At 57.3% G+C, this 23,824-nt stretch carries 22 protein-coding genes and 3 tRNA genes; 24 read left to right on the forward strand and 1 reads right to left on the reverse strand.

Annotation, left to right across the window (positions count from 1 at the left end; all coding sequences use genetic code 11):
- Window positions 1-55: 55 nt before the first annotated feature.
- The 4 genes from carA (at window position 56) to HP062_RS25165 (ending at window position 5,441) form a co-directional block, all read left to right on the forward strand.
- Window positions 56-1,192, forward strand: a complete 1,137-nt coding sequence (gene carA / locus HP062_RS25150; protein ID WP_010463512.1) for a glutamine-hydrolyzing carbamoyl-phosphate synthase small subunit — start codon at window positions 56-58, stop codon at window positions 1,190-1,192.
- A gap of 121 nt (window positions 1,193-1,313) precedes the next feature.
- A complete protein-coding gene (gene carB, locus HP062_RS25155; protein WP_172792229.1) occupies window positions 1,314-4,535 on the forward strand; it encodes a carbamoyl-phosphate synthase large subunit in 3,222 nt (1,073 codons plus the stop codon).
- Window positions 4,532-5,008 (forward strand): transcription elongation factor GreA, encoded by a 477-nt coding sequence (gene greA, locus HP062_RS25160; RefSeq protein WP_010463507.1) that lies wholly within the window; start codon window positions 4,532-4,534, stop codon window positions 5,006-5,008. The genes carB and greA overlap by 4 nt, the downstream gene beginning before the upstream one ends.
- A gap of 28 nt (window positions 5,009-5,036) precedes the next feature.
- The gene (locus HP062_RS25165; RefSeq protein WP_010463505.1) at window positions 5,037-5,441 is read left to right on the forward strand and encodes a hypothetical protein; all 405 of its coding nucleotides are present in this window, start codon (window positions 5,037-5,039) and stop codon (window positions 5,439-5,441) included.
- 9 nt (window positions 5,442-5,450) lie between these two features.
- On the opposite strand, the gene HP062_RS25170 is transcribed toward HP062_RS25165, so the two are convergent.
- A complete protein-coding gene (locus HP062_RS25170) occupies window positions 5,451-5,759 on the reverse strand; it encodes a YhbY family RNA-binding protein (RefSeq protein WP_008057408.1) in 309 nt (102 codons plus the stop codon).
- A 105-nt stretch (window positions 5,760-5,864) separates the two neighbouring features.
- Here HP062_RS25170 and rlmE point away from each other — a divergent pair, with 105 nt between their 5' ends.
- From rlmE to HP062_RS25265, 20 genes are all read left to right on the forward strand, one after another.
- On the forward strand, window positions 5,865-6,494 hold the full coding sequence (gene rlmE / locus HP062_RS25175; protein ID WP_008005470.1) for a 23S rRNA (uridine(2552)-2'-O)-methyltransferase RlmE: 630 nt from the start codon (window positions 5,865-5,867) through the stop codon (window positions 6,492-6,494).
- A gap of 202 nt (window positions 6,495-6,696) precedes the next feature.
- Window positions 6,697-8,610, forward strand: a complete 1,914-nt coding sequence (ftsH, locus tag HP062_RS25180) for an ATP-dependent zinc metalloprotease FtsH (protein WP_010463496.1) — start codon at window positions 6,697-6,699, stop codon at window positions 8,608-8,610.
- 8 nt (window positions 8,611-8,618) lie between these two features.
- The gene (folP, locus tag HP062_RS25185; RefSeq protein WP_172792230.1) at window positions 8,619-9,470 is read left to right on the forward strand and encodes a dihydropteroate synthase; all 852 of its coding nucleotides are present in this window, start codon (window positions 8,619-8,621) and stop codon (window positions 9,468-9,470) included.
- A 16-nt stretch (window positions 9,471-9,486) separates the two neighbouring features.
- A complete protein-coding gene (gene glmM, locus HP062_RS25190; RefSeq protein WP_172792231.1) occupies window positions 9,487-10,824 on the forward strand; it encodes a phosphoglucosamine mutase in 1,338 nt (445 codons plus the stop codon).
- 66 nt (window positions 10,825-10,890) lie between these two features.
- Window positions 10,891-11,646 (forward strand): triose-phosphate isomerase, encoded by a 756-nt coding sequence (tpiA, locus tag HP062_RS25195; protein ID WP_010463491.1) that lies wholly within the window; start codon window positions 10,891-10,893, stop codon window positions 11,644-11,646.
- A gap of 4 nt (window positions 11,647-11,650) precedes the next feature.
- Complete coding sequence (gene secG, locus HP062_RS25200; RefSeq protein ID WP_010463489.1) at window positions 11,651-12,034, forward strand: preprotein translocase subunit SecG; 384 nt, start codon at window positions 11,651-11,653, stop codon at window positions 12,032-12,034.
- Window positions 12,035-12,056: 22 nt separating this feature from the next.
- Window positions 12,057-12,142 (forward strand) — tRNA-Leu (locus HP062_RS25205).
- Between the two features lie 96 nt (window positions 12,143-12,238).
- Window positions 12,239-12,315: transfer RNA gene (locus tag HP062_RS25210), tRNA-Met, on the forward strand.
- 138 nt (window positions 12,316-12,453) lie between these two features.
- Window positions 12,454-12,912 (forward strand): ribosome maturation factor RimP, encoded by a 459-nt coding sequence (gene rimP, locus HP062_RS25215; protein ID WP_010463487.1) that lies wholly within the window; start codon window positions 12,454-12,456, stop codon window positions 12,910-12,912.
- A 47-nt stretch (window positions 12,913-12,959) separates the two neighbouring features.
- Complete coding sequence (gene nusA, locus HP062_RS25220; protein WP_010463485.1) at window positions 12,960-14,441, forward strand: transcription termination factor NusA; 1,482 nt, start codon at window positions 12,960-12,962, stop codon at window positions 14,439-14,441.
- A gap of 27 nt (window positions 14,442-14,468) precedes the next feature.
- Window positions 14,469-16,997 (forward strand): translation initiation factor IF-2, encoded by a 2,529-nt coding sequence (gene infB, locus HP062_RS25225; protein ID WP_010463483.1) that lies wholly within the window; start codon window positions 14,469-14,471, stop codon window positions 16,995-16,997.
- 159 nt (window positions 16,998-17,156) lie between these two features.
- A complete protein-coding gene (gene rbfA, locus HP062_RS25230) occupies window positions 17,157-17,558 on the forward strand; it encodes a 30S ribosome-binding factor RbfA (RefSeq protein ID WP_007942872.1) in 402 nt (133 codons plus the stop codon).
- Between the two features lie 3 nt (window positions 17,559-17,561).
- Window positions 17,562-18,479, forward strand: coding sequence for a tRNA pseudouridine(55) synthase TruB (gene truB / locus HP062_RS25235; RefSeq protein WP_010463480.1), 918 nt, complete (start codon window positions 17,562-17,564; stop codon window positions 18,477-18,479).
- Window positions 18,480-18,596: 117 nt separating this feature from the next.
- Window positions 18,597-18,866: a 30S ribosomal protein S15 gene (rpsO, locus tag HP062_RS25240; protein ID WP_003176135.1), complete on the forward strand. Its 270-nt coding sequence runs from the start codon at window positions 18,597-18,599 to the stop codon at window positions 18,864-18,866.
- Between the two features lie 195 nt (window positions 18,867-19,061).
- Window positions 19,062-21,167 carry a polyribonucleotide nucleotidyltransferase gene (gene pnp / locus HP062_RS25245; RefSeq protein WP_010463478.1) on the forward strand — a complete coding sequence of 702 codons (2,106 nt, stop codon included), beginning with the start codon at window positions 19,062-19,064 and terminating at the stop codon, window positions 21,165-21,167.
- 128 nt (window positions 21,168-21,295) lie between these two features.
- Window positions 21,296-21,371, forward strand: a tRNA-Thr gene (locus HP062_RS25250).
- 111 nt (window positions 21,372-21,482) lie between these two features.
- The gene (locus HP062_RS31235; protein ID WP_256665975.1) at window positions 21,483-22,337 is read left to right on the forward strand and encodes an integrase arm-type DNA-binding domain-containing protein; all 855 of its coding nucleotides are present in this window, start codon (window positions 21,483-21,485) and stop codon (window positions 22,335-22,337) included.
- On the forward strand, window positions 22,334-22,753 hold the full coding sequence (locus tag HP062_RS31240; RefSeq protein WP_256665976.1) for a site-specific integrase: 420 nt from the start codon (window positions 22,334-22,336) through the stop codon (window positions 22,751-22,753). Before HP062_RS31235 ends, HP062_RS31240 begins: the two co-directional genes overlap by 4 nt.
- Entirely contained in the window at window positions 22,750-23,493 is a 744-nt protein-coding gene (locus HP062_RS25260) for a hypothetical protein (protein ID WP_172792232.1), read from the forward strand. The genes HP062_RS31240 and HP062_RS25260 overlap by 4 nt, the downstream gene beginning before the upstream one ends.
- Before the next feature lie 121 nt (window positions 23,494-23,614).
- A complete protein-coding gene (locus HP062_RS25265; protein WP_172792233.1) occupies window positions 23,615-23,818 on the forward strand; it encodes an AlpA family transcriptional regulator in 204 nt (67 codons plus the stop codon).
- Window positions 23,819-23,824 lie beyond the last annotated feature (6 nt).

Below are 23,824 nucleotides of genomic sequence, written 5' to 3' on the forward strand. Positions count from 1 at the left end.
TCCGCTTTTTTACACCTGCGATCGCCCTTTCAGGCTTTATTTACGGGAGGTCTTCTTGACTAAGCCAGCCATACTCGCCCTTGCTGATGGCAGCATTTTTCGCGGCGAAGCAATTGGAGCCGACGGTCAAACCGTTGGTGAGGTGGTATTCAACACCGCCATGACCGGCTATCAGGAAATCCTTACCGATCCTTCCTACGCCCAACAGATCGTTACCCTGACTTACCCGCACATCGGCAACACCGGCACAACGCCGGAAGACGCCGAGTCCGACCGCGTATGGTCCGCTGGCCTGGTCATCCGTGACCTGCCACTGGTTGCGAGCAACTGGCGTAACACGATGTCCCTGTCCGACTACCTGAAAGCCAACAACGTAGTGGCAATCGCCGGTATCGATACTCGCCGCCTGACACGCATTTTGCGTGAAAAAGGCGCGCAGAACGGCTGCATCATGGCAGGTGACAACATCTCCGAAGAAGCCGCCATCGCCGCCGCCCAGGGTTTCCCTGGCCTCAAAGGCATGGACCTGGCGAAAGTCGTCAGCACCAAAGAGCAATACGAGTGGCGCTCGACTGTCTGGGATCTGAAAACCGACAGCCACGCGACCATCGAAGCCTCCGAGCTGCCCTACCACGTGGTTGCCTACGACTACGGCGTCAAGCTGAACATCCTGCGCATGCTGGTCGAGCGCGGTTGCCGCGTGACCGTGGTGCCGGCCCAGACTCCAGCCGCTGACGTTCTGGCGATGAAGCCGGACGGCGTGTTCCTGTCCAACGGACCTGGTGATCCGGAGCCTTGCGACTACGCGATCCAGGCGATCAAGGACGTGCTCGAAACCGAGATTCCGGTCTTCGGCATCTGCCTCGGCCACCAACTGCTGGCCCTGGCCTCCGGTGCCAAGACCCTGAAAATGGGCCACGGCCACCACGGTGCCAACCACCCGGTCCAGGATCTGGATACCGGTGTAGTGATGATCACCAGCCAGAACCACGGTTTTGCGGTAGACGAAGCGACCCTGCCGGCCAACGTTCGCGCGATTCACAAATCGCTGTTCGACGGCACCCTTCAAGGCATCGAGCGTACCGACAAAAGCGCCTTCAGCTTCCAGGGTCACCCTGAAGCCAGCCCTGGCCCGAACGACGTAGCGCCATTGTTCGATCGCTTCATCAACGAAATGGCCAAGCGACGCTAATCGCTCGCCTTGATGTTGCAAAGCTTGAGGGGCGGTCCCGAACATCGGCGGCCCCCCTCAAGGCTTCACAGATTGAACAAGACGGCTTGCCGACTGACCTGCGGATTTGAGTGACAAACCCATGCCAAAACGTACAGACATTAAAAGCATCCTGATTCTCGGCGCTGGCCCGATCGTGATCGGCCAGGCCTGCGAATTCGACTACTCCGGCGCCCAGGCCTGCAAAGCCCTGCGCGAGGAGGGCTACCGCGTCATCCTGGTGAACTCCAACCCAGCGACCATCATGACCGACCCGGATATGGCTGACGCCACTTACATCGAGCCGATCAAGTGGCAGACCGTTGCCAAGATCATCGAGAAAGAGCGTCCGGACGCGCTGCTGCCGACCATGGGTGGCCAGACTGCTCTGAACTGCGCCCTGGACCTGGAGCGCGAAGGCGTTCTGGAGAAGTTCGGCGTAGAGATGATCGGTGCCAACGCTGACACCATCGACAAGGCCGAAGACCGTTCGCGCTTCGACAAGGCGATGAAATCCATCGGCCTGGACTGCCCGCGTTCGGGTATCGCCCACAGCATGGAAGAGGCCAACGCAGTGCTCGAGAAGCTTGGCTTCCCGTGCATCATCCGTCCGTCCTTCACCATGGGCGGCACCGGTGGCGGTATCGCTTACAACCGCGAAGAGTTCGAAGAAATCTGCGCCCGCGGTCTCGACCTGTCGCCGACCAAGGAACTGCTGATCGATGAATCCCTGATCGGCTGGAAAGAGTATGAGATGGAGGTTGTCCGCGATAAGAAGGACAACTGCATCATCGTCTGCTCCATCGAAAACTTTGACCCGATGGGCGTGCACACCGGTGACTCGATCACCGTTGCTCCGGCACAAACCCTGACGGACAAGGAATACCAGATCATGCGTAACGCCTCTCTGGCGGTACTGCGCGAGATCGGCGTGGAAACCGGCGGCTCCAACGTCCAGTTCGGCATCTGCCCGGACACTGGCCGCATGGTAGTCATCGAGATGAACCCGCGTGTATCCCGCTCTTCGGCACTGGCCTCGAAAGCCACTGGTTTCCCGATTGCGCGTATCGCTGCCAAGCTGGCGATCGGCTACACCCTGGACGAGCTGCAGAACGAAATCACCGGCGGCGCTACTCCTGCATCCTTCGAGCCGTCCATTGACTACGTCGTGACCAAGTTGCCACGCTTCGCCTTCGAGAAATTCCCGAAAGCCGACGCGCGCCTGACCACTCAAATGAAGTCGGTCGGTGAAGTCATGGCGATCGGCCGGACCTTCCAGGAATCCCTGCAGAAAGCTTTGCGCGGTCTGGAAGTGGGCGTTTGCGGCCTGGACGAGAAGCTCGACCTGAGCAATCCGGAAAGCATGAGCATCCTCAAGCGCGAACTGACCGTGCCGGGTGCCGAGCGTATCTGGTACGTGGCTGACGCGTTCCGCGCCGGTCTGTCGGTCGAAGACATCTTCGGCATGAACATGATCGACCCGTGGTTCCTGGTGCAGATCGAAGATCTGATCAAGGACGAAGAGAAGGTCAAGACCCTGGGTCTGGCTAGCATCGACCGCGACTTGATGTTCAAGCTCAAGCGCAAAGGCTTCTCCGACATGCGTCTGGCCAAGCTGCTGGGCGTGACCGAGAAGGCGCTGCGTCGCCACCGTCACAAGCTGGAAATCTTCCCGGTCTACAAGCGCGTTGACACCTGCGCGGCCGAGTTCGCCACCGACACCGCCTACATGTACTCGACTTACGAGGAAGAGTGCGAAGCCGCACCGACGGGCCGCGACAAGATCATGATCCTGGGCGGCGGTCCTAACCGCATCGGCCAAGGCATCGAGTTCGACTACTGCTGCGTACACGCGGCACTTGCCCTGCGCGCCGACGGTTACGAGACCATCATGGTCAATTGCAACCCGGAAACCGTTTCGACCGATTACGACACCTCCGATCGCCTGTACTTCGAGCCGGTGACCCTGGAAGACGTGCTGGAAATCTGCCGCGTCGAGAAGCCAAAAGGCGTGATCGTCCAGTACGGCGGCCAAACCCCGCTGAAACTGGCTCGCGCCCTGGAAGAAGCTGGCGTGCCAATCATCGGCACCAGCCCTGACGCCATCGACCGTGCCGAAGACCGTGAGCGTTTCCAGCAAATGGTTGAGCGCCTGAACCTGCGTCAGCCGCCAAACGCCACCGTGCGTAGCGAAGACGAAGCGATTCGTGCTGCCGCCAAGATCGGTTACCCGCTGGTGGTTCGTCCGTCCTATGTTTTGGGCGGCCGTGCGATGGAAATCGTCTACGAAGAAGAAGAACTCAAGCGCTACCTGCGCGATGCGGTGAAGGTGTCCAACGACAGCCCGGTGCTGCTCGACCACTTCCTCAACTGCGCCATCGAAATGGACGTGGATGCGGTCTGCGACGGCACCGACGTGGTGATCGGCGCGATCATGCAGCACATTGAGCAGGCCGGCGTTCACTCCGGTGACTCGGCGTGCTCCCTGCCGCCGTACTCGCTGCCTGCGCACATCCAGGACGAGATGCGCGAACAGGTCAAGAAAATGGCCCTGGAACTGGGCGTTGTCGGCCTGATGAACGTGCAGTTGGCGCTGCAAGGCGAAGACATCTACGTCATCGAAGTCAACCCGCGCGCTTCCCGTACCGTACCGTTCGTGTCCAAGTGCATCGGTGTTTCCCTGGCCATGATCGCGGCACGCGTGATGGCCGGTAAAACCCTGAAAGAAATCGGCTTCACCAAAGAAATCATTCCGAACTTCTACAGCGTTAAAGAGGCGGTGTTCCCATTCGCCAAATTCCCTGGTGTGGACCCGATCCTGGGCCCTGAGATGAAGTCCACCGGTGAAGTGATGGGCGTGGGTGACACCTTCGGCGAAGCGTTCGCCAAGGCCCAGATGGGCGCCAGCGAAGTGCTGCCGACCGGCGGCACCGCGTTCATCAGCGTGCGTGACGACGATAAGCCACTGGTTGCAGGCGTGGCCCGTGATCTGATCAGCTTGGGCTTCGAAGTGGTCGCCACTGCCGGTACTGCCAAGCTGATCGAAGCCGCAGGCCTGAAAGTGCGCCGTGTGAACAAGGTGACCGAAGGTCGTCCGCACGTGGTCGACATGATCAAGAATGACGAAGTCACCCTGATCATCAACACCACCGAAGGTCGTCAGTCGATTGCTGATTCGTACTCCATTCGTCGTAATGCCCTGCAGCACAAGATCTACTGCACCACGACTATTGCTGCTGGCGAAGCCATCTGCGAAGCGCTCAAGTTCGGTCCCGAGAAGACCGTACGCCGCTTGCAGGATCTACACGCAGGATTGAAGGCATGATCAAGTACCCTATGACCGTCCAGGGCGCGAAAGCCCTGGAAGAAGAACACGCTCACCTGACCAAGGTCGTCCGTCCGAAGCTCAGCCAGGACATCGGCACGGCCCGCGAGTTGGGTGACTTGAAGGAAAACGCCGAATACCACGCTGCCCGTGAGCAGCAAGGGATGGTCGAGGCGCGGATTCGTGACATCGAGGGCCGGATTCAGAATCAGGTGATCATCGACGTCACGACCATTCCTCACACCGGCAAAGTGATTTTCGGTACCACCGTTGAAATCGCCAACGTCGAGACTGATGAAAGCGTCACTTACCACATTGTGGGTGAGGATGAGGCTGACTTTAAACTCGGCAAGATTTCGGTGGGCTCACCACTGGCCCGCGCCTTGATTGCCAAGGAAGAGGGTGACGTGGTTGCCGTGAAAACGCCTGGCGGCGTTATCGAGTACGAGATTGTCGAAGTACGCCACATCTAAACGCAGGCGCCCGCTCCGTGCGGGCTCCATGCTTTGGCAGCTCACTCAGATGTTGTGGGTGGGCGGCTTGTGGCTGTTACACATCGGTCTGCTGCCGGTGCTGGGCCAGATTGGTCTGGCGCCGCTGCTGATTGACGAAATTGCAGGCATGCTTGATGCGCTGATGGTGGGTTTCGCCACAGCGTGTGTGATTTTTCAGGCTTTGGTGCTGATTCAGGCCGAGGGCCTTGTCAGTCTATGGCGCGATATTCGTGGGCAACTGCTGCTGATGGCGCTGTATGCGTGCGGGATGTTCTTCGCGGTGCGCGTCGGTTGGCCGGATGCCGTGCGCTGGCAGGTGTTCAGTTACCTTGTTCTGGGCTTTTCCGGGGTGGTGCTGGTGTTGCAGCCGGTGCCAGGATGGAGTGGCAGGGTGCGCGAAGCACACCCTTGACCCTTGCCATCACTTGAAGCGATGAACGTTCGACAGCTGCTTGTTGACGCTGAAGTTCTTGCGGTAAATCAGTGCCATCTTGCCGATGACCTGAACCAGGTCCGCTTTGCCGACCTTGCACAGTTCTGCAATGTTCGCCAGGCGCGACTCGCGATCGAGGATGTTGAGCTTGATTTTAATCAGCTCATGATCCGCCAAAGCGCGTTCAAGTTCGGCTAACACACCTTCAGTCAAACCGTTGTCAGCCACAATCAAAACTGGTTTCAGATGATGGCCAATGGATTTGTACTGTTTCTTCTGCTCTTGAGTGAGCGGCATAATCTGACCCCTGCGTCTGATCTTGTAAAAAGCGGCGGCCAGTTTACCCGAGCGAGTCCGGGACCGCCCAGTTAATCACGACCCGTTTTATTTTCGAGGTGGCCCGTGGCCCGTTCCAAGACAAGCCTTAAATGGCTGCAAAGACATGTCAATGATCCCTATGTGAAGCAGGCGCAGAAGGATGGTTATCGCTCGCGTGCGAGTTACAAGCTTCTGGAAGTCCAGGAGAAATACAAACTGATCCGTCCGGGTATGAGCGTTGTCGACCTGGGAGCGGCGCCCGGCGGCTGGTCGCAGGTCACCAGTCGGCTGATCGGTGGTCAGGGGCGACTGATCGCCTCGGACATCCTGGAAATGGACAGCATTCCGGACGTGACTTTCATCCAGGGTGACTTCACCCAGGACGAAGTGCTTGCTCAGATCCTCGAAGCCGTGGGTAATTCGCAGGTGGACCTTGTGATTTCCGATATGGCCCCCAATATGAGTGGTACGCCTGAGGTGGATATGCCCAAAGCCATGTTTCTATGTGAGCTGGCTCTTGATCTGGCGGCTCGGATACTCAAGCCGGGTGGTAATTTCGTGATCAAGGTGTTTCAGGGCGAAGGGTTTGATGCTTACGTGAAGGACGCTCGTCAGAAATTCGACAAGGTCCAGATGATCAAGCCGGATTCTTCCCGCGGCAGTTCCCGCGAGCAGTACATGCTGGCTTGGGGCTACCGTGGCCGTAGCGAGTAAATCGAGGTTTTTTTGCGGGTCGATAGGATTTTCGTATTTCGCCCCGTGAGCATTAGCGAATATTGTGTAGAAAGTGTTTCACAAAGGGTTACAGACGGCGCCTGCCAGAGTCGTAGGTAATGTAGTAAGTTAGGCCGGTGAATATCATGCGAAGCGCGCGCCATTAGCGGAGCTTGCTTCAGAGGGTAGTTAATTGAACGATATGGCAAAGAATCTGATCCTGTGGTTGATCATCGCGGCTGTCCTGGTGACGGTGATGAACAACTTCTCCAGCCCTAACGAGCCGCAGACCCTCAACTATTCCGACTTCATCCAGCAGGTCAAGGATGGCAAGGTCGAGCGCGTAGCAGTTGACGGCTATGTGATTACCGGTAAGCGCACCGATGGCGATAGCTTCAAGACCATTCGTCCTGCCATTCAGGACAACGGTCTGATCGGCGATCTCGTGGATAACCACGTCGTGGTCGAAGGCAAGCAGCCTGAGCAGCAAAGCATCTGGACTCAACTCCTGGTCGCCAGCTTCCCGATCCTGGTGATCATCGCCGTGTTCATGTTTTTCATGCGGCAGATGCAGGGCGGTGCGGGCGGCAAGGGCGGGCCGATGAGCTTCGGCAAGAGCAAGGCACGCCTGCTCTCCGAAGATCAGGTGAAAACCACCTTGGGTGACGTTGCCGGTTGCGACGAAGCCAAGGAAGAGGTCGGTGAACTGGTCGAGTTCCTACGTGATCCGGGCAAGTTCCAGCGACTGGGCGGCCGCATTCCACGCGGCGTGCTGATGGTGGGTCCTCCGGGTACCGGTAAAACCTTGCTGGCCAAGGCGATTGCCGGCGAAGCCAAAGTGCCGTTCTTCACCATTTCCGGTTCCGATTTCGTCGAGATGTTCGTCGGTGTCGGTGCCAGCCGTGTTCGCGATATGTTCGAGCAGGCCAAGAAACACGCACCCTGCATCATCTTTATCGATGAAATCGATGCTGTCGGTCGTCACCGTGGCGCCGGCATGGGTGGCGGTCATGACGAACGCGAGCAGACACTCAACCAATTGCTGGTTGAGATGGATGGCTTTGAAATGAATGACGGCATCATCGTCATTGCTGCAACCAACCGTCCCGACGTACTGGACCCTGCGTTGCTGCGTCCGGGCCGTTTCGACCGTCAGGTTGTGGTAGGTCTGCCGGATATTCGTGGTCGTGAGCAGATTCTCAAGGTTCACATGCGCAAAGTGCCAATGGGTGACGACGTCGCTCCTGCGGTGATTGCACGTGGTACGCCTGGTTTCTCTGGTGCCGACCTGGCTAACCTGGTGAACGAGGCCTCGTTGTTCGCTGCCCGTACCGGCAAGCGCATCGTCGAAATGAAAGAGTTTGAACTGGCGAAAGACAAGATCATGATGGGCGCTGAGCGCAAATCCATGGTCATGTCGGAGAAAGAGAAGCAGAACACCGCTTATCACGAAGCGGGTCACGCCATCGTCGGTCGTGTCGTGCCAGAGCACGATCCGGTCTACAAGGTGTCGATCATCCCGCGCGGTCGTGCGCTGGGTGTGACGATGTTCCTGCCGGAAGAAGATCGCTATAGCCTGTCCAAGCGTGCGCTGATCAGCCAGATCTGCTCGCTGTACGGTGGCCGTATCGCTGAAGAAATGACCCTGGGCTTTGACGGTGTTACCACCGGCGCGTCCAACGACATCATGCGTGCCAGCCAGATTGCGCGGAACATGGTGACCAAGTGGGGCCTTTCGGAAAAACTCGGTCCGTTGATGTATGCCGAAGAAGAGGGCGAAGTATTCCTTGGTCGCGGCGGCGGTGGTCAGGGTGCGAGCTTCTCTGGTGAGACAGCCAAGCTGATTGACTCCGAAGTGCGCAGCATCATTGACCAGTGCTACGGCACGGCCAAGCAGATCCTCACGGATAACCGTGACAAGCTCGACGCCATGGCGGATGCCTTGATGAAGTACGAGACGATCGATGCCGATCAGATCGATGACATCATGGCCGGACGTACCCCTCGCGAACCACGCGACTGGTCGGGTGGCGGCACCGGTACTTCCGGGACACCTCCGGTGGTCCAGGATGAGCGTCCGCAAACACCGATCGGCGGTCCGGCTGCTGACGTCTAAGGTTTGAAATGACTTCTGTTCAGTCCTCGACCCGGTTGCCTTGCGGCAACCGGGTTCTTGATTTGGCCCAGACGCATGTCATGGGTATTCTCAATGTCACTCCCGATTCCTTTTCTGATGGCGGCCGATACAGCCAGCTCGACGCGGCCCTGCGCCACGCCGAGGCGATGGTAGCGGCGGGCGCCACGCTGATCGATGTCGGTGGCGAATCGACCCGGCCCGGTGCAAGGGCGGTTTCGCCACTTGAAGAGCTGGAGCGCGTGGCGCCTATCGTTGAACTCATCAATCGCGAACTGGATGTGATTATTTCGGTTGATACCTCCACTCCGGCGGTCATGCGCGAAACCGCACGGCTCGGAGCGGGCTTGATCAATGATGTGCGCTCGCTGCGCCGAGACGGTGCCCTGGGTGCGGCAGCCGCCACCGGATTGCCGGTGTGTCTGATGCATATGCTCGGTGAGCCGGGCGATATGCAGGACAATCCGAGCTACGGGGACGTGACCAGGGAGGTTGGCGAGTTTCTCGCTGAGCGCGTGGCCCAGTGTGCGTTGGTGGGAATCCCTGCTGAGCGGATTATTCTTGATCCGGGGTTTGGGTTCGCAAAAACCTTGCAGCACAATCTAAGCTTGTTCAAACATATGGAAGACCTGCATGCCTTGGGGCGGCCCTTGTTGGTTGGGGTTTCGCGAAAGAGCATGATAGGTCAGGCCTTGAATCGCCCGGTTGGAGAACGCCTGTTTGGTGGTCTGGCGCTCGCGGCGCTGGCTTCGGCCAAGGGTGCGCGTATATTGCGCGTCCATGATGTAGCCGAAACAGTGGACGTGGTGCGGATGATCGCCGCAGTGGAATCAGCCGAATAAGAATGATGGAGCACTTATGAGCAAAAAATACTTTGGCACCGACGGTATCCGTGGTCGGGTCGGCGAATACCCGATAACTCCTGATTTCATGCTCAAGCTCGGTTGGGCTGCGGGCATGGCGTTCCGCAAAATGGGCGCCTGCAAGGTGCTGGTTGGCAAGGACACCCGGATCTCCGGTTACATGTTTGAGTCCGCGCTCGAGGCTGGTCTGACGTCGGCAGGTGCTGACGTGATGCTGTTGGGCCCGATGCCAACGCCGGCGATCGCTTACCTGACGCGTACCTTTCATGCTGAAGCCGGTATTGTGATCAGTGCCTCGCACAATCCTCATGATGACAACGGCATCAAGTTCTTCTCCGGAAAGGGCACCAAACTGCCGGATGAAGTCGAACTGATGATCGAAGAGTTGCTCGACACCCCGATGACCGTGGTTGAGTCGAGCAAGATCGGCAAAGTTTCGCGAATCAACGATGCCTCTGGCCGCTATATCGAATTCTGCAAGAGCAGCGTGCCGACCGGTACCAACTTCGCCGGCCTGAAAATCGTGATCGACTGCGCTCACGGCGCGACCTACAAGGTTGCACCTAGCGTGTTCCGCGAGTTGGGTGCCGAAGTCGTTGTGCTTTCTGCTCAGCCAAACGGCTTGAACATCAATGACAATTGCGGTTCGACCCATATGGGGCAGTTGCAGGCTGCGGTATTGGCCGAACACGCCGATCTGGGTATTGCCTTTGACGGTGACGGTGATCGCGTCTTGATGGTCGATCACACAGGCGCCATCGTTGATGGTGACGAGTTGCTGTACATCATCGCCCGCGATCTGCATGAGCGCGACAAGCTGCAAGGCGGCGTGGTTGGTACATTGATGAGTAACCTGGGGCTCGAATTGGCCCTGGCGGATCTGTCGATTCCTTTCGTGCGTGCCAACGTTGGCGACCGTTATGTGATCGCTGACTTGCTGGAGCGTAACTGGTTGGTAGGCGGTGAGAACTCGGGTCATATCGTCTGCTTCAATCACACCACCACAGGTGATGCGATCATCGCGGCGTTGCAGGTGCTGATGGCGCTGAAAACGCGCTCGGAAGGTCTTGCTCAGGCCCGTCAGGCGCTGCGCAAGTGCCCTCAGGTGCTGATCAATGTCCGGTTCGGCGGGGGCGCGAGTCCGCTCGACCATCCGGCGGTCAAGGAAGCCAGCGACCGTGTCACCCAGGCTATGGCCGGTCGCGGGCGCGTGTTGTTGCGCAAGTCCGGGACGGAGCCGTTGGTGCGCGTGATGGTTGAAGGCGAGGACGAAACACTGGTCCGTGGCTACGCCGAAGAGCTGGCAAAACTGGTTACTGAAGTTTCTGCCTGAATTCGGCTTGCCAGCCATGATTGTGTTGGGTAACATCTGCGCCCACTTTGACCGACGAGGTACAGCATGCGTCGCCCTATGGTAGCTGGTAACTGGAAGATGCACGGTACCCGCGCCAGCGTCGCTGAGCTGATCAATGGCCTTCGTCATCTGGCCTTGCCGAGCGGTGTTGATGTAGCGGTATTCCCGCCTTACTTGCATATCAATCAAGTGATTGATGGCTTGAACGGCAAGTCGATTTCGGTCGGCGCGCAGAACTCTGCGGTGGAAGCCATGCAAGGTGCACTGACCGGTGAAATCGCGCCGAGTCAATTGGTGGATGCAGGTTGTTCCCTGGTTCTTGTCGGGCATTCCGAGCGCCGCCAGATTATGGGCGAGCAGGACGGTGTGCTGATTCGCAAGTTCGCAGCGGCGCAGGCATGTGGCTTGATTCCGGTGCTGTGCATAGGGGAAACCCTTGAGCAGCGCGAAGCCGGTAAAACTCTAGAGGTTGTCGGGCGTCAGCTAGGCAGTATCATAGAGGAGCTGGGTGTAGGTGCCTTTGCAAATGCAGTAATTGCTTACGAGCCAGTCTGGGCCATTGGCACTGGGCTGACTGCTTCGCCGCAACAAGCGCAGGATGTGCATGCAGCCATTCGCGCTCAGTTGGCGGCAGAGAATTCTGAGGTCGCACAAGGTGTGCGGCTTCTATACGGCGGCAGCGTGAAGGCGGCCAATGCGGTCGAACTGTTCGGCATGCCGGATATCGATGGGGGGCTCATTGGTGGAGCTTCCCTGAATGCAGATGAGTTCGGTGCGATTTGTCGCGCCGCGGGAAACTGAAAAAATGCTGGAAACAGTCGTAGTCGTTTTTCATCTGCTGGGTGCATTGGGCGTAGTTGCTCTGGTATTGCTGCAGCAGGGTAAAGGTGCGGATGCTGGCGCGTCTTTCGGAGCAGGTGCTTCAAATACTGTGTTCGGAAGCCAAGGTTCCTCTACCTTTCTTAGTAAGTTTACTGCTATACTTGCCGCCGGTTTCTTCATAACCAGCTTAGGGTTAGGTTACTTTGCTAAAGAGAAAGCTCAGCAGCTGACTCAAGTAGGTTTGCCAAACCCGGCAGTGTTGGAAGTTCCAAAGCAACAACCGGCTTCTGATGATGTACCGGTGCTTCAAGAGCAAAAGTCGGCTACTCCAGCGACTGACGTGCCTCCAGCTCAAGAGCAAAAGTAAGAAGGGTTTCAAACGTAGTATTGCCGAGGTGGTGGAATTGGTAGACACGCAACCTTGAGGTGGTTGTGCCCATAGGGTGTAGGGGTTCGAGTCCCCTTCTCGGTACCAATTATCAGGAGAGCCCGCTGTTGCGGGCTTTCTTGTAGGTGGAAGGTTACATTGACCCTGTCAGGGATCGGTCGTATACTTCCGCCCCAGCTTTGTCGCGGGGTGGAGCAGTCTGGTAGCTCGTCGGGCTCATAACCCGAAGGTCGTCGGTTCAAATCCGGCCCCCGCAACCAGTTTAAGGAGCCCCTTTTAAGGGGCTTTTTGTTAGCTGGACACTTTCTACGCCGCTGTTCGACGGCGTTTCAAGGATGGGCGTTTCGCCCATTTTTTTATTTTGCATAGCATGCACATACATGCACGAGGGGGTTCAGGTGTCGAGCAAGCTAGAAGAGTTGCAGGCCTTGTTGGCCCCGGTGGTCGTGGCCCTGGGCTATGAATGCTGGGGTATTGAGTTTTCGGCTCAAGGTCGCCACTCAATGTTGCGCGTTTATATTGATAAAGAGGGCGGTGTGCTGGTGGACGATTGTGCCATCGTCAGCCGTCAGATCAGCGGTGTCCTGGATGTTGAAGATCCAATCGCCGTTGAATACACCCTTGAAGTTTCCTCGCCTGGCATGGAACGCCCGCTGTTCACTATTGAGCAGTTTGCAAAATTTGCCGGTGAACAAGTGAAGATCAAGCTGCGCTCGCCTTTTGAGGGACGACGCAACTTTCAGGGCCTTCTGCGCGGTGTAGAAGAGCAGGACGTCGTGGTGCAGGTAGAAGACCATGAGTTCCTGTTGCCGATCGATATGATCGACAAGGCCAACATTATTCCCAGTTTTGACTGAGACGCGGATCCCGCGGATCCAATGGCTTGCGAAAGGCGAGGCGTACGATGAGCAAAGAAGTACTGCTGGTTGTTGAGTCGGTATCCAATGAAAAGGGCGTACCGGCAAACGTAATTTTTGAAGCGCTGGAGCTGGCCCTGGCCACTGCTACCAAAAAGCGTTTCGAGGACGAAGTCGATCTGCGTGTGGAAATCAATCGCCACACCGGTGCTTACGAGACATTCCGTCGCTGGACGGTCGTCGAAGAAGCAGACCTGGATGATCCGGCCATCGAAACCTGGCCGAGCAAGGTTGCCGAAACGCACCCGGGCGCCCAGGTGGGTGATGTAGTCGAAGAGAAAATCGAATCCATCGAGTTCGGCCGCATTGCTGCACAGACTGCCAAGCAAGTCATCGTGCAGAAAGTTCGCGAAGCCGAGCGCGCTCAAGTCGTTGACGCTTATCGCGAGCGCCTGGGGGAAATCATCTCCGGCACCGTGAAGAAAGTGACCCGCGACAACGTGATCGTCGACCTGGGCAACAACGCTGAAGCGTTGCTGGCTCGTGAAGACATCATCTCTCGCGAAACCTTCCGGGTTGGCGTGCGCTTGCGTGCGTTGCTCAAGGAAATCCGCACCGAGAACCGCGGCCCGCAGCTGATCCTGTCGCGTACCGCGCCGGAAATGCTGATCGAGTTGTTCCGCATCGAAGTGCCGGAAATCGCTGAAGGCCTGATCGAAGTAATGGCAGCCTCCCGTGACCCGGGTTCGCGTGCCAAGATCGCGGTCCGCTCGAAAGACAAACGCATCGACCCGCAAGGCGCTTGCATTGGTATGCGCGGTTCGCGCGTCCAGGCAGTGTCGGGTGAGTTGGGCGGTGAGCGTGTGGATATCGTCCTGTGGGATGACAACCCGGCTCAGTTCGTAATCAACGCCATGTCCCCGGCTGAGGTTGCGGCAATTATCGTTGACGAAGATGCCCATGCAATGGACATCGCCGTTGGCGCAGACAATCTGGCTCAGGCCATCGGTCGCGGTGGTCAGAACGTGCGTCTGGCTAGCCAGTTGACTGGCTGGACCCTGAACGTGATGACCGAATCGGACATCCAGGCTAAGCAGCAAGCAGAAACCGGCGACATCCTGCGCAACTTCATCGACGAGCTGGAAGTCGACGAAGACCTTGCACAGGTGCTGGTAGATGAAGGCTTCACCAGCCTGGAAGAGATTGCCTACGTACCGTTGGAAGAAATGCTCAACATCGAAGGCTTTGACGAAGAAACCGTCAACGAGCTTCGCGCTCGCGCCAAGGATCGTTTGTTGACCAAAGCCATCGCTACTGAGGAAAAGCTGGCAGACGCCCATCCGGCCGAAGACCTGCTCTCGCTTGAGGGTATGGACAAGGATCTGGCGATGGAACTGGCGGTGCGCGGCGTAATTACCCGCGAAGACCTGGCCGAGCAGTCTATTGACGACCTGCTCGACATCGACGGCATTGACGATGATCGTGCCGGCAAGTTGATCATGGCCGCCCGAGCCCACTGGTTCGAGTAATTAGGCGCGGCCTGAGGAGAGAAGTGCATGACGCAAGTCACGGTGAAACAACTGGCCGATGAGGTCAAAACACCGGTAGAGCGCCTGTTGCAGCAGATGCGTGAGGCAGGTCTGCCGCACACCGCCGCCGATGAAGGTGTGAGCGATAGTGAGAAGCAGTCTTTGCTGACTCACTTGAAGAGCAGCCACAAGGCGAAAGTGGAAGAACCGCGCAAGATCACACTGCAGCGCAAAACCACCAGCACCCTGCGTGTTGCTGGCAGCAAAAGCATCAGCGTTGAAGTACGCAAGAAGAAAGTCTTCGTACAGCGCAGCCCGGAAGAAATTGAAGCCGAGCGCAAACGCGAACTGGAAGAACGTCGCGCAGTAGAAAATGCTGCTCGTCAGAAGGCTGAAGAAGAAGCCAAGCGTCGCGCCGAAGAAGAAGCGCGTCGCCAGCCTGCTGCTGCGCAATCCGCTACTAACGACGCCGTTGCAGCCCCTGCTGCAGTTGCCGAGCCAGTACGCGAAAGCGCGCCGGTTGTAGCCGCTGCTCCAGCACCGTCTGCTGACGTTCGCAACAAGCAGAACGAACAGCGCCGTCCGGACAAACCACGCGCCGACGATAACAATCGTCGTGGCAGTGGCGATGGTGAGCGCAAAAACGCTCCGCATCGTGCTTCGGTTAAAGAGAAAGCGCCTGCTCCCCGCGTTGCCCCACGTACTACCGACGAAGAAAGCGATGGCTTCCGTCGTGGTGGTCGCGGCAAGGCCAAGCTGAAGAAACGCAACGCCCACGGTTTCCAGAGTCCAACCGGCCCTGTCGTGCGTGATGTGCAGATCGGCGAGACCATCACTGTTGGCGATCTCGCCAATCAGATGTCGGTCAAGGCTGCTGAAATCATCAAGTTCATGTTCAAACTGGGTACGCCAGCGACTATCAACCAAGTGCTTGATCAGGAAACTGCTCAACTGGTAGCCGAAGAACTGGGCCACAAAGTGACCCTGGTCAGCGACACCGCCCTGGAAGATTCCCTGGCCGAGTCCCTGAAGTTTGAAGGTGAGACGTTCTCCCGTGCGCCAGTCGTGACCGTAATGGGCCACGTTGACCACGGTAAGACGTCGCTGCTCGACTATATCCGTCGTGCCAAGGTAGCTGCTGGCGAAGCCGGCGGTATCACCCAGCACATCGGTGCGTACCACGTTGAAACTGATCGCGGCATGGTCACTTTCCTCGATACCCCGGGTCACGCCGCGTTTACCGCAATGCGTGCCCGTGGTGCCAAGGCGACTGACATCGTGATCCTGGTGGTTGCAGCGGACGACGGCGTAATGCCGCAGACCATTGAAGCGGTCCAGCACGCCAAGGCTGCCGGTGTTCCACTGGTTGTTGCAGTGAACAAAATCGACAAGCCGGGCGCTGATCTCGATCGCATCCGTAGCGAGCTGTCGGTTCACGGCGTGACTTCGGAAGAGTGGGGCGGCGACACCCCGTTCGTATCGGTTTCGGCGAAAGTCGGTACTGGCGTGGACGAGTTGCTCGAAGCTGTTCTGCTGCAAGCCGAAGTTCTGGAACTGAAAGCGACGCCTTCGGCTCCTGGCCGTGGTGTGGTGGTTGAATCGCGTCTCGACAAGGGTCGTGGCCCGGTTGCAACCGTTCTGGTTCAAGACGGTACCCTGCGCCAAGGCGACATGGTCCTGGTCGGTTCGAACTATGGCCGTGTACGCGCCATGCTCGACGAGAACGGCAAGCCGATCAAAGAAGCCGGTCCTTCCATCCCTGTCGAGATCCTCGGCCTGGACGGTACCCCGGACGCTGGCGATGAGATGAGCGTGCTGTCGGACGAGAAGAAAGCCCGTGAAGTGGCTCTGTTCCGTCAAGGCAAGTTCCGTGAAGTCAAACTGGCTCGCGCTCACGCCGGCAAGCTGGAAAACATCTTCGAAAACATGGGTCAGGCAGAGAAGAAGACGCTCAACATCGTCCTCAAATCCGACGTCCGTGGTTCGCTGGAAGCGTTGAACGGTGCCTTGAACGGCCTGGGTAACGACGAAGTGCAAGTGCGTGTTGTCGGTGGCGGCGTCGGTGGTATCACCGAGTCCGACGCTAACCTGGCACTGGCCTCCAACGCTGTACTGTTTGGCTTCAACGTGCGTGCCGATGCTGGCGCTCGCAAGATCGTCGAACAGGAAGGTCTGGATATGCGTTACTACAACGTGATCTACGACATCATCGAAGACGTCAAGAAAGCCCTCACCGGTATGCTGGGCAGCGATGTTCGCGAGAACATCCTGGGTACCGCTGAAGTGCGTGACGTGTTCCGTTCGCCGAAGTTTGGCGCGATCGCCGGTTGCATGGTTATCGAAGGTGTTGTTCACCGTAACCGTCCAATCCGTGTACTGCGTGAAGACATCGTTATCTTCGAAGGCGAGCTGGAATCCCTGCGCCGCTTCAAGGATGACGCTTCCGAAGTACGTGCCGGCATGGAATGCGGTATCGGCGTGAAGAGCTACAACGACGTCAAAGTCGGTGACAAGATCGAAGTCTTCGAGAAGGTTCAGGTTGCTCGCAGCCTCTAACTCGCGCACTTCAAGGGCCACGCCAAGCCGCCGCATGCAAATGCGCGGCACCGCGTCAGGACTCTAAACGCAACGCCCGGTCTGGCTTTTGTCAGGCCGGGCGTTTGCCGCTTTCAGACCCCTCGGGTTTCACCGTGGGGCAGTAACAGGTAACAAGACATGGCAAAAGAATACAGCCGTACCCAACGTATCGGCGATCAGATGCAGCGTGAGCTGGCACAGCTGATCCGTCGTGAAGTCAAAGACCCGCGCGTCGGTCTGGTCACCATTACCGCTGTTGAAGTCAGCCGTGACGTCGGTCACGCCAAGATCTTCATCACCGTGATGGGCCAGGACAACGCCGAAGACATCGCGCAAAGCATCAAGGTGCTCAACTCAGCCGCCGGTTTCCTGCGCATGCAGTTGGCTCGTGAAATGAAGTTGCGCAGCGTTCCGCAGTTGCACTTCCACTACGACGAAAGCGTCGTGCGTGGCGCGCACCTGTCGGCCCTGATCGAGCGTGCGGTGGCTGAAGACAATCAGCACCCGGTAGCGGCTGAACCCGAAGACGCCAAGGAGTAATCGGTGGCTCAGGTCAAACGTATCCGTCGTAACGTCAGCGGTATCATTCTGCTCGACAAGCCATTGGGGTTCACCTCCAACGCCGCGTTGCAGAAGGTTCGCTGGCTGCTGAACGCCGAGAAAGCCGGTCACACCGGCAGTCTCGATCCGCTGGCCACCGGCGTGTTGCCGTTGTGCTTCGGTGAGGCCACCAAGTTCTCGCAGTACCTGCTCGATTCCGACAAGGGTTACGAAACCCTGGCGCAACTGGGCAAGACCACCACCACGGCCGATGCCGAGGGTGAAGTTTTGCAGGAGCGTCCGGTGACCGTTGGTCGCGCAGATGTCGAAGCTGTTCTGCCGAATTTTCGGGGGCAAATCAGTCAGATACCGCCGATGTACTCGGCGCTCAAGCGTGATGGCCAGCCGCTGTACAAGCTGGCCCGTGCAGGCGAAGTAGTGGAGCGTGAACCGCGTTCTGTTACTATTGCGCGCTTGGAATTGCTGGCCTTTGAAGGTGATACTGCGCGGCTTGCGGTGGATTGCAGCAAAGGCACCTATATTCGCACCCTGGTGGAGGATATCGGTGAGCAACTCGGTTGTGGCGCTTACGTGGCTGAATTGCGACGTACCCAGGCCGGGCCTTTCACGCTGGCGCAGACGGTCACGCTTGAAGAGTTGGAAGCGGTACATGCCGAAGGCGGCAACGAAGCGGTCGACCGCTTCCTGATGCCATCGGACAGCGGCCTTCTGGATTGGCCACTGTTGCAGTTCTCGGAGCACAGTTCGTTCTACTGGCTTAACGGCCAACCGGTACGAGCCCCGGATGCACCGAAGTTCGGCATGGTACGGGTACAGGATCACAACGGTCGCTTCATCGGTATCGGTGAAGTGAGCGAAGACGGGCGCATCGCGCCACGTCGACTGATTCGGTCAGAATGACCGGACGAGGGTGGCTGTTAACAGGCACGGTCACTACTCATTTTTAGATACAGGGATTTGTCCCTGGCCTGTTGAAGCTGTTTCTTTGAAACAGTTTCCTGATAAAAGGATTGCCTCATGGCTCTCGACGTTCAAGAAAAAGCTCAAATCGTAGCTGACTACCAGCAAGCTGTTGGTGACACTGGTTCGCCAGAAGTGCAAGTTGCACTGCTGACCCACAACATCAACAAGCTGCAAGGTCACTTCAAGGCCAACGGTAAAGATCACCACTCCCGTCGTGGTCTGATCCGCATGGTTAACCAGCGTCGTAAGCTGCTGGACTACCTGAAAGGCAAGGATCTGGGTCGTTATCAGGCTCTGATCGGTCGCCTGGGTCTGCGTCGCTAATAAGCGATTGCGCTAGAGGTTGGTTGTCTGTCGTGCGCCAGTGGGTTTCCCGCTGGCACATGGCAGGCTCCCAGCCTCAAGTTTTATCTGGATAGTCGTTTTACCCTGGACAGGCGTTGGGCCGATTCCCGACATTGCCCAAGAATTTCGCAAGAAGACAAGTTCCCCAAGAGCCACAAAAGAAGGTAGGACACCGTGAACCCGGTAATCAAAAAATTCCAGTTCGGTCAGTCGACCGTTACCCTCGAGACTGGCCGTATCGCCCGTCAGGCCTCCGGCGCAGTATTGGTCACCGTTGACGACGACGTCAGCGTGTTGGTGACTGTGGTCGGCGCCAAGCAAGCCGATCCAGGCAAGGGCTTCTTCCCTCTGTCCGTTCACTACCAGGAAAAGACTTACGCTGCCGGTAAGATCCCTGGCGGTTTCTTCAAGCGTGAAGGCCGTCCTTCCGAGAAAGAAACCCTGACTTCCCGACTGATCGACCGTCCGATCCGTCCGCTGTTCCCAGAAGGCTTCATGAACGAAGTGCAGGTTGTCTGCACCGTCGTTTCCACCAGCAAGAAAACCGATCCGGACATCGCTGCGATGATCGGTACCTCGGCTGCGTTGGCTATCTCCGGTATTCCTTTCGATGGCCCGATCGGCGCTGCCCGCGTTGCGTTCCACGAAAGCACTGGCTACCTGCTGAACCCGACTTACGAACAACAGAAAGCTTCGAGCCTGGACATGGTCGTTGCCGGTACTTCGGAAGCCGTGTTGATGGTTGAATCGGAAGCCAAAGAGCTGACCGAAGACCAGATGCTGGGCGCGGTACTGTTTGCTCACGACGAGTTCCAGGTGGTGATCAACGCCGTCAAGGAACTGGCCGCCGAAGCTGCCAAGCCGACCTGGACCTGGGCTCCACAGCCAGAAGCCACTGCTCTGCTGGGCGCTATCCGTGCCGAGTTCGGCGACGCGATCTCCCAGGCTTACACCATCACCATCAAGGCCGACCGTTACGCTCGCCTGGGTGAGCTGAAGGACCAGGTGGTTGCCAAGCTGTCCGGTGAAGAAGGCCAGCCTTCGTCCAGCGAAGTCAAAGCCGCTTTCGGCGAAATCGAATACCGCACCGTTCGCGAAAACATCGTAAACGGCAAGCCACGTATCGACGGTCGCGACACCAAGACTGTACGTCCTTTGAACATCGAAGTCGGTGTTCTGCCAAAGACTCACGGTTCGGCTCTGTTCACCCGTGGCGAAACCCAGGCGCTGGTTGTTGCAACACTGGGCACCGCCCGTGACGCACAGCTGCTGGACACCCTGGAAGGCGAGAAAAAAGACCCGTTCATGCTGCACTACAACTTCCCTCCGTTCTCGGTAGGTGAGTGTGGTCGCATGGGTGGCGCTGGCCGTCGCGAAATCGGTCACGGCCGTCTGGCCCGTCGTTCGATTGCAGCCATGCTGCCTGCTGCCGACGTGTTCCCATACACCATTCGTGTTGTGTCGGAAATCACCGAATCCAACGGTTCGAGCTCGATGGCTTCCGTTTGCGGCGCTTCCCTGGCTCTGATGGACGCCGGCGTTCCGATGAAGGCACCGGTTGCCGGTATCGCCATGGGTCTGGTTAAAGAAGGCGAGAAGTTCGCCGTCCTGACCGACATCCTGGGTGACGAAGACCACCTCGGCGACATGGACTTCAAAGTAGCCGGTACCGCCAAAGGTGTTACCGCGCTGCAGATGGACATCAAGATCAAAGGCATCACCGAAGAAATCATGGAAATCGCTCTGGGCCAAGCCCTGGAAGCGCGCCTGAACATCCTCGGTCAGATGAACCAGATCATTGGTCAGTCCCGCACCGAACTGTCGGAAAATGCTCCGACCATGATCGCGATGAAAATCGACACCGACAAAATCCGTGATGTCATCGGTAAAGGCGGCGCGACCATTCGTGCGATCTGTGAAGAGACCAAGGCTTCGATCGACATCGAAGACGACGGCTCGATCAAGATCTTCGGCGAAACCAAGGAAGCGGCTGAAGCAGCACGTCAGCGCGTTCTGGGCATCACCGCAGAAGCTGAAATCGGCAAGATCTACGTTGGTAAGGTTGAGCGCATCGTCGACTTCGGCGCATTCGTCAACATCCTGCCTGGCAAGGACGGTCTGGTACACATCTCGATGCTGAGTGACGCTCGCGTTGAGAAAGTGACCGACATCCTGAAAGAAGGCCAGGAAGTGGAAGTACTGGTACTGGACGTGGACAACCGCGGCCGTATCAAACTGTCCATCAAAGACGTAGCAGCGGCCAAGGCTTCGGGCGTTTAATCACCCCCGCTTGATTGCTTCAACGTTATAAAAAATGCCCCGCAGTGAAAGCTGCGGGGCATTTTTTTGTCTGTAAAACAGGGTGTGAAGTTGCTGGCTTTCGAACCCGGTGCTAGGTTTAGCCCACCGCCCGTGTAGCTCAGCCGGTAGAGCAGCGCACTCGTAACGCGAAGGTCGCAGGTTCGATTCCTGTCTCGGGCACCATTGACCAGATTCATGCAGTGCCAAGCAGTGTCATGAATTCTCATTAAGCCCGCCTAGCGCGGGCTTTCTATTTAATGCGGTGCCATCCGGTTTCATCCAAGCGCTTGTTTTGTGAGTACCTACCTGAGTACTATTAGCCCATTCAATAATCTATGGGTACTCGGCATGGCTTTGACGGCTCTGCAGGTGAAGAATGCTGCTCCACGTGAGAGGGACTATGGCCTTGCCGATGGCGGTGGCCTATTCCTTTGGGTTCGGGCGGCAGGCGGCAAGTCTTGGCGCTTCCGATTCCGTCTGGATGGCAAGCAGTCTCATATTTCCCTTGGCACCATCGACAAGGTAACCCTCGCACAGGCGCGTCAGCTTGCTTTTGAAGCTCGCCAGCTTGTGACACAGGGGCGGCATCCTGGGCTTGAGCGGAAGGTTGTGCGGGCCAAGGCGGCTATCTCTCGCGCTAATACGTTCAAGAGCCTTGCGCTGGAGTGGCACCAACATAAGTCGTCACGATGGTCGGTAGGTTATGCCACTGACGTTATGGAAGCTTTCGAGCTGGACATCTTTCCCCAAGTAGGAAGTTTGCCGCTGACCGACATTAAGCCCATGCAGTGGTTACAGGTTTTTCGCCGTATAGAGTCGCGAGGTGCTTTGGAGAAGCTGCGCAAGGTTCGGCAACGCTGCCAAGAGGTCTACCGTTTCGCGATTGCCACTGGTCGTGCTGAGTACAACCCAATCGCAGACATCGGAGGGGCACTTCAGGCACCGACCTCCCGGCACTATCCCTTCTTGCCCATTGCAGAAATCCCGGAGCTCATAGGCAGTATTCAGGCGTGTCCGGGGCATGATGTAGTTAAGATCGCCACCCGCCTGCTGATTTTGACGGGGGTGCGTACGGCTGAGCTGAGGGGGCTCCTTGGTCGGAGTTTGACCTCGATACGGCGCTCTGGCTGGTCCCTGCTGCGCGTATGAAGATGCGCCGCGCTCATCTAGTCCCACTCTCCAAGCAGGCGGTGGCGGCACTGCGTGAGCTGGAAAACATTACTGGTGGCTACACGCTCGCGTTCACTGGCCGTAACGATCCGGCAAAGCCCATGAGCGAAGCTGCAATTAACCAACTGCTGAAACGCTCCGGCTATGACGGGCGTGCCACTGGTCATGGATTTCGCCACACGATGTCCACCACTTTGCATGAGCAGGGATATCCCAGTGAATGGGTCGAAACCCAGTTAGCGCATGTGGATAAAAACAGCATACGCGGCACGTACAACCATGCTCAGTATCTGGAGGCGCGGCGAGAGATGCTTCAGTGGTATGCCGACCATTTGGATGTTTTGTCATGCAGCAGTGCCGGAGCTTCCATCGCAGGGGTGGAGAACGCCGTATGAATGATGATCTGATGCGTCTACCTGATCTGGTGTCTGAGTACGCTCGTTACTATGAGGTTGATACTCAAGAGGCTGCACACGCTCTTCATGAGCTGATCCAAGAATTGTATTTGGAGTACAGCGTGCGCCAAGGAAAAGTGGCGCTGCCCGATCACATATTCTGGGTCGGAAGGGTAGGCTCCTCTCAACGCTCAAACAGGATTTATAAACTGTTTTTTGAAGGGCTGATTAAGTACTTCGATGATTTGTGTGATCCGCTACCTGGGATTGATAAAGACCTCGTGCGTTCATACTGTGAGAGCGATTCTTCCACTAAAGACATTCCGGTCGGCCTCATATATTTGTCTAGAGTCGCCCTTGGTGAGTGGATTCTGGACGCGGGAATTGAACCCCCAGACTACATGTTGATCGGTAATGCAGATAAGGGAGCTAAAGGAAGTGAGGGAGGGGAGAAGTTTCAAGCAAAAGAGTTGGGCTCCATCAGCTTGATCCTCAACGGTTTGATTAATCTAATCAAGGAGGTTGATAAGGCTCATACCGAGCAGCCCCTTGATGATGCATCTGGGAAGCGGGCAGATACTATTAAGCGTCGTGCTTTAGGACTCCGCTCGGTACGTAAGAATTTTGATCCCTGTTTGGCAATTCTGTCGCTAGCAGAGGCTGCGGAAGTTGAAATGCCGAAAAGTCACAAGACCCTTAGGAAGTTCATGAAGGGACATTTTCAAGGTGATGAAGGTTAGTCTGCATAAGGTGTGAAAATTTCTGGCATTTCCCTGAAAAACTGGCAATTGCCACGACTCCTTGCTTGAGGTGCCATTAAATCCCTAGCCATCCAATCCGGTTCTAAGGAGACCCGTCCAAATGGCTAGTCAATCTGTCTCACCTCTACTGCTTCGCCTTCCTAGTGTCTGTGCCCTGGTGGGGCTGAGCAAATCCCAGATATATCGCCTGATTCGGGCGGGCGAGTTCCCTGCTGGGGTTTCGCTCGGCGCGAACTCCGTGGCATGGCCTGCTGAGCGTGTGAACGCTTGGATCGCTGAAAAAATTAATGCGTCACAGGGTTGATTCAGC

The sequence above is a fragment of the Pseudomonas sp. B14-6 genome, assembly GCF_013260315.1.
In the GTDB taxonomy this organism is placed as follows: Bacteria; Pseudomonadota; Gammaproteobacteria; order Pseudomonadales; family Pseudomonadaceae; genus Aquipseudomonas; species Aquipseudomonas mandelii.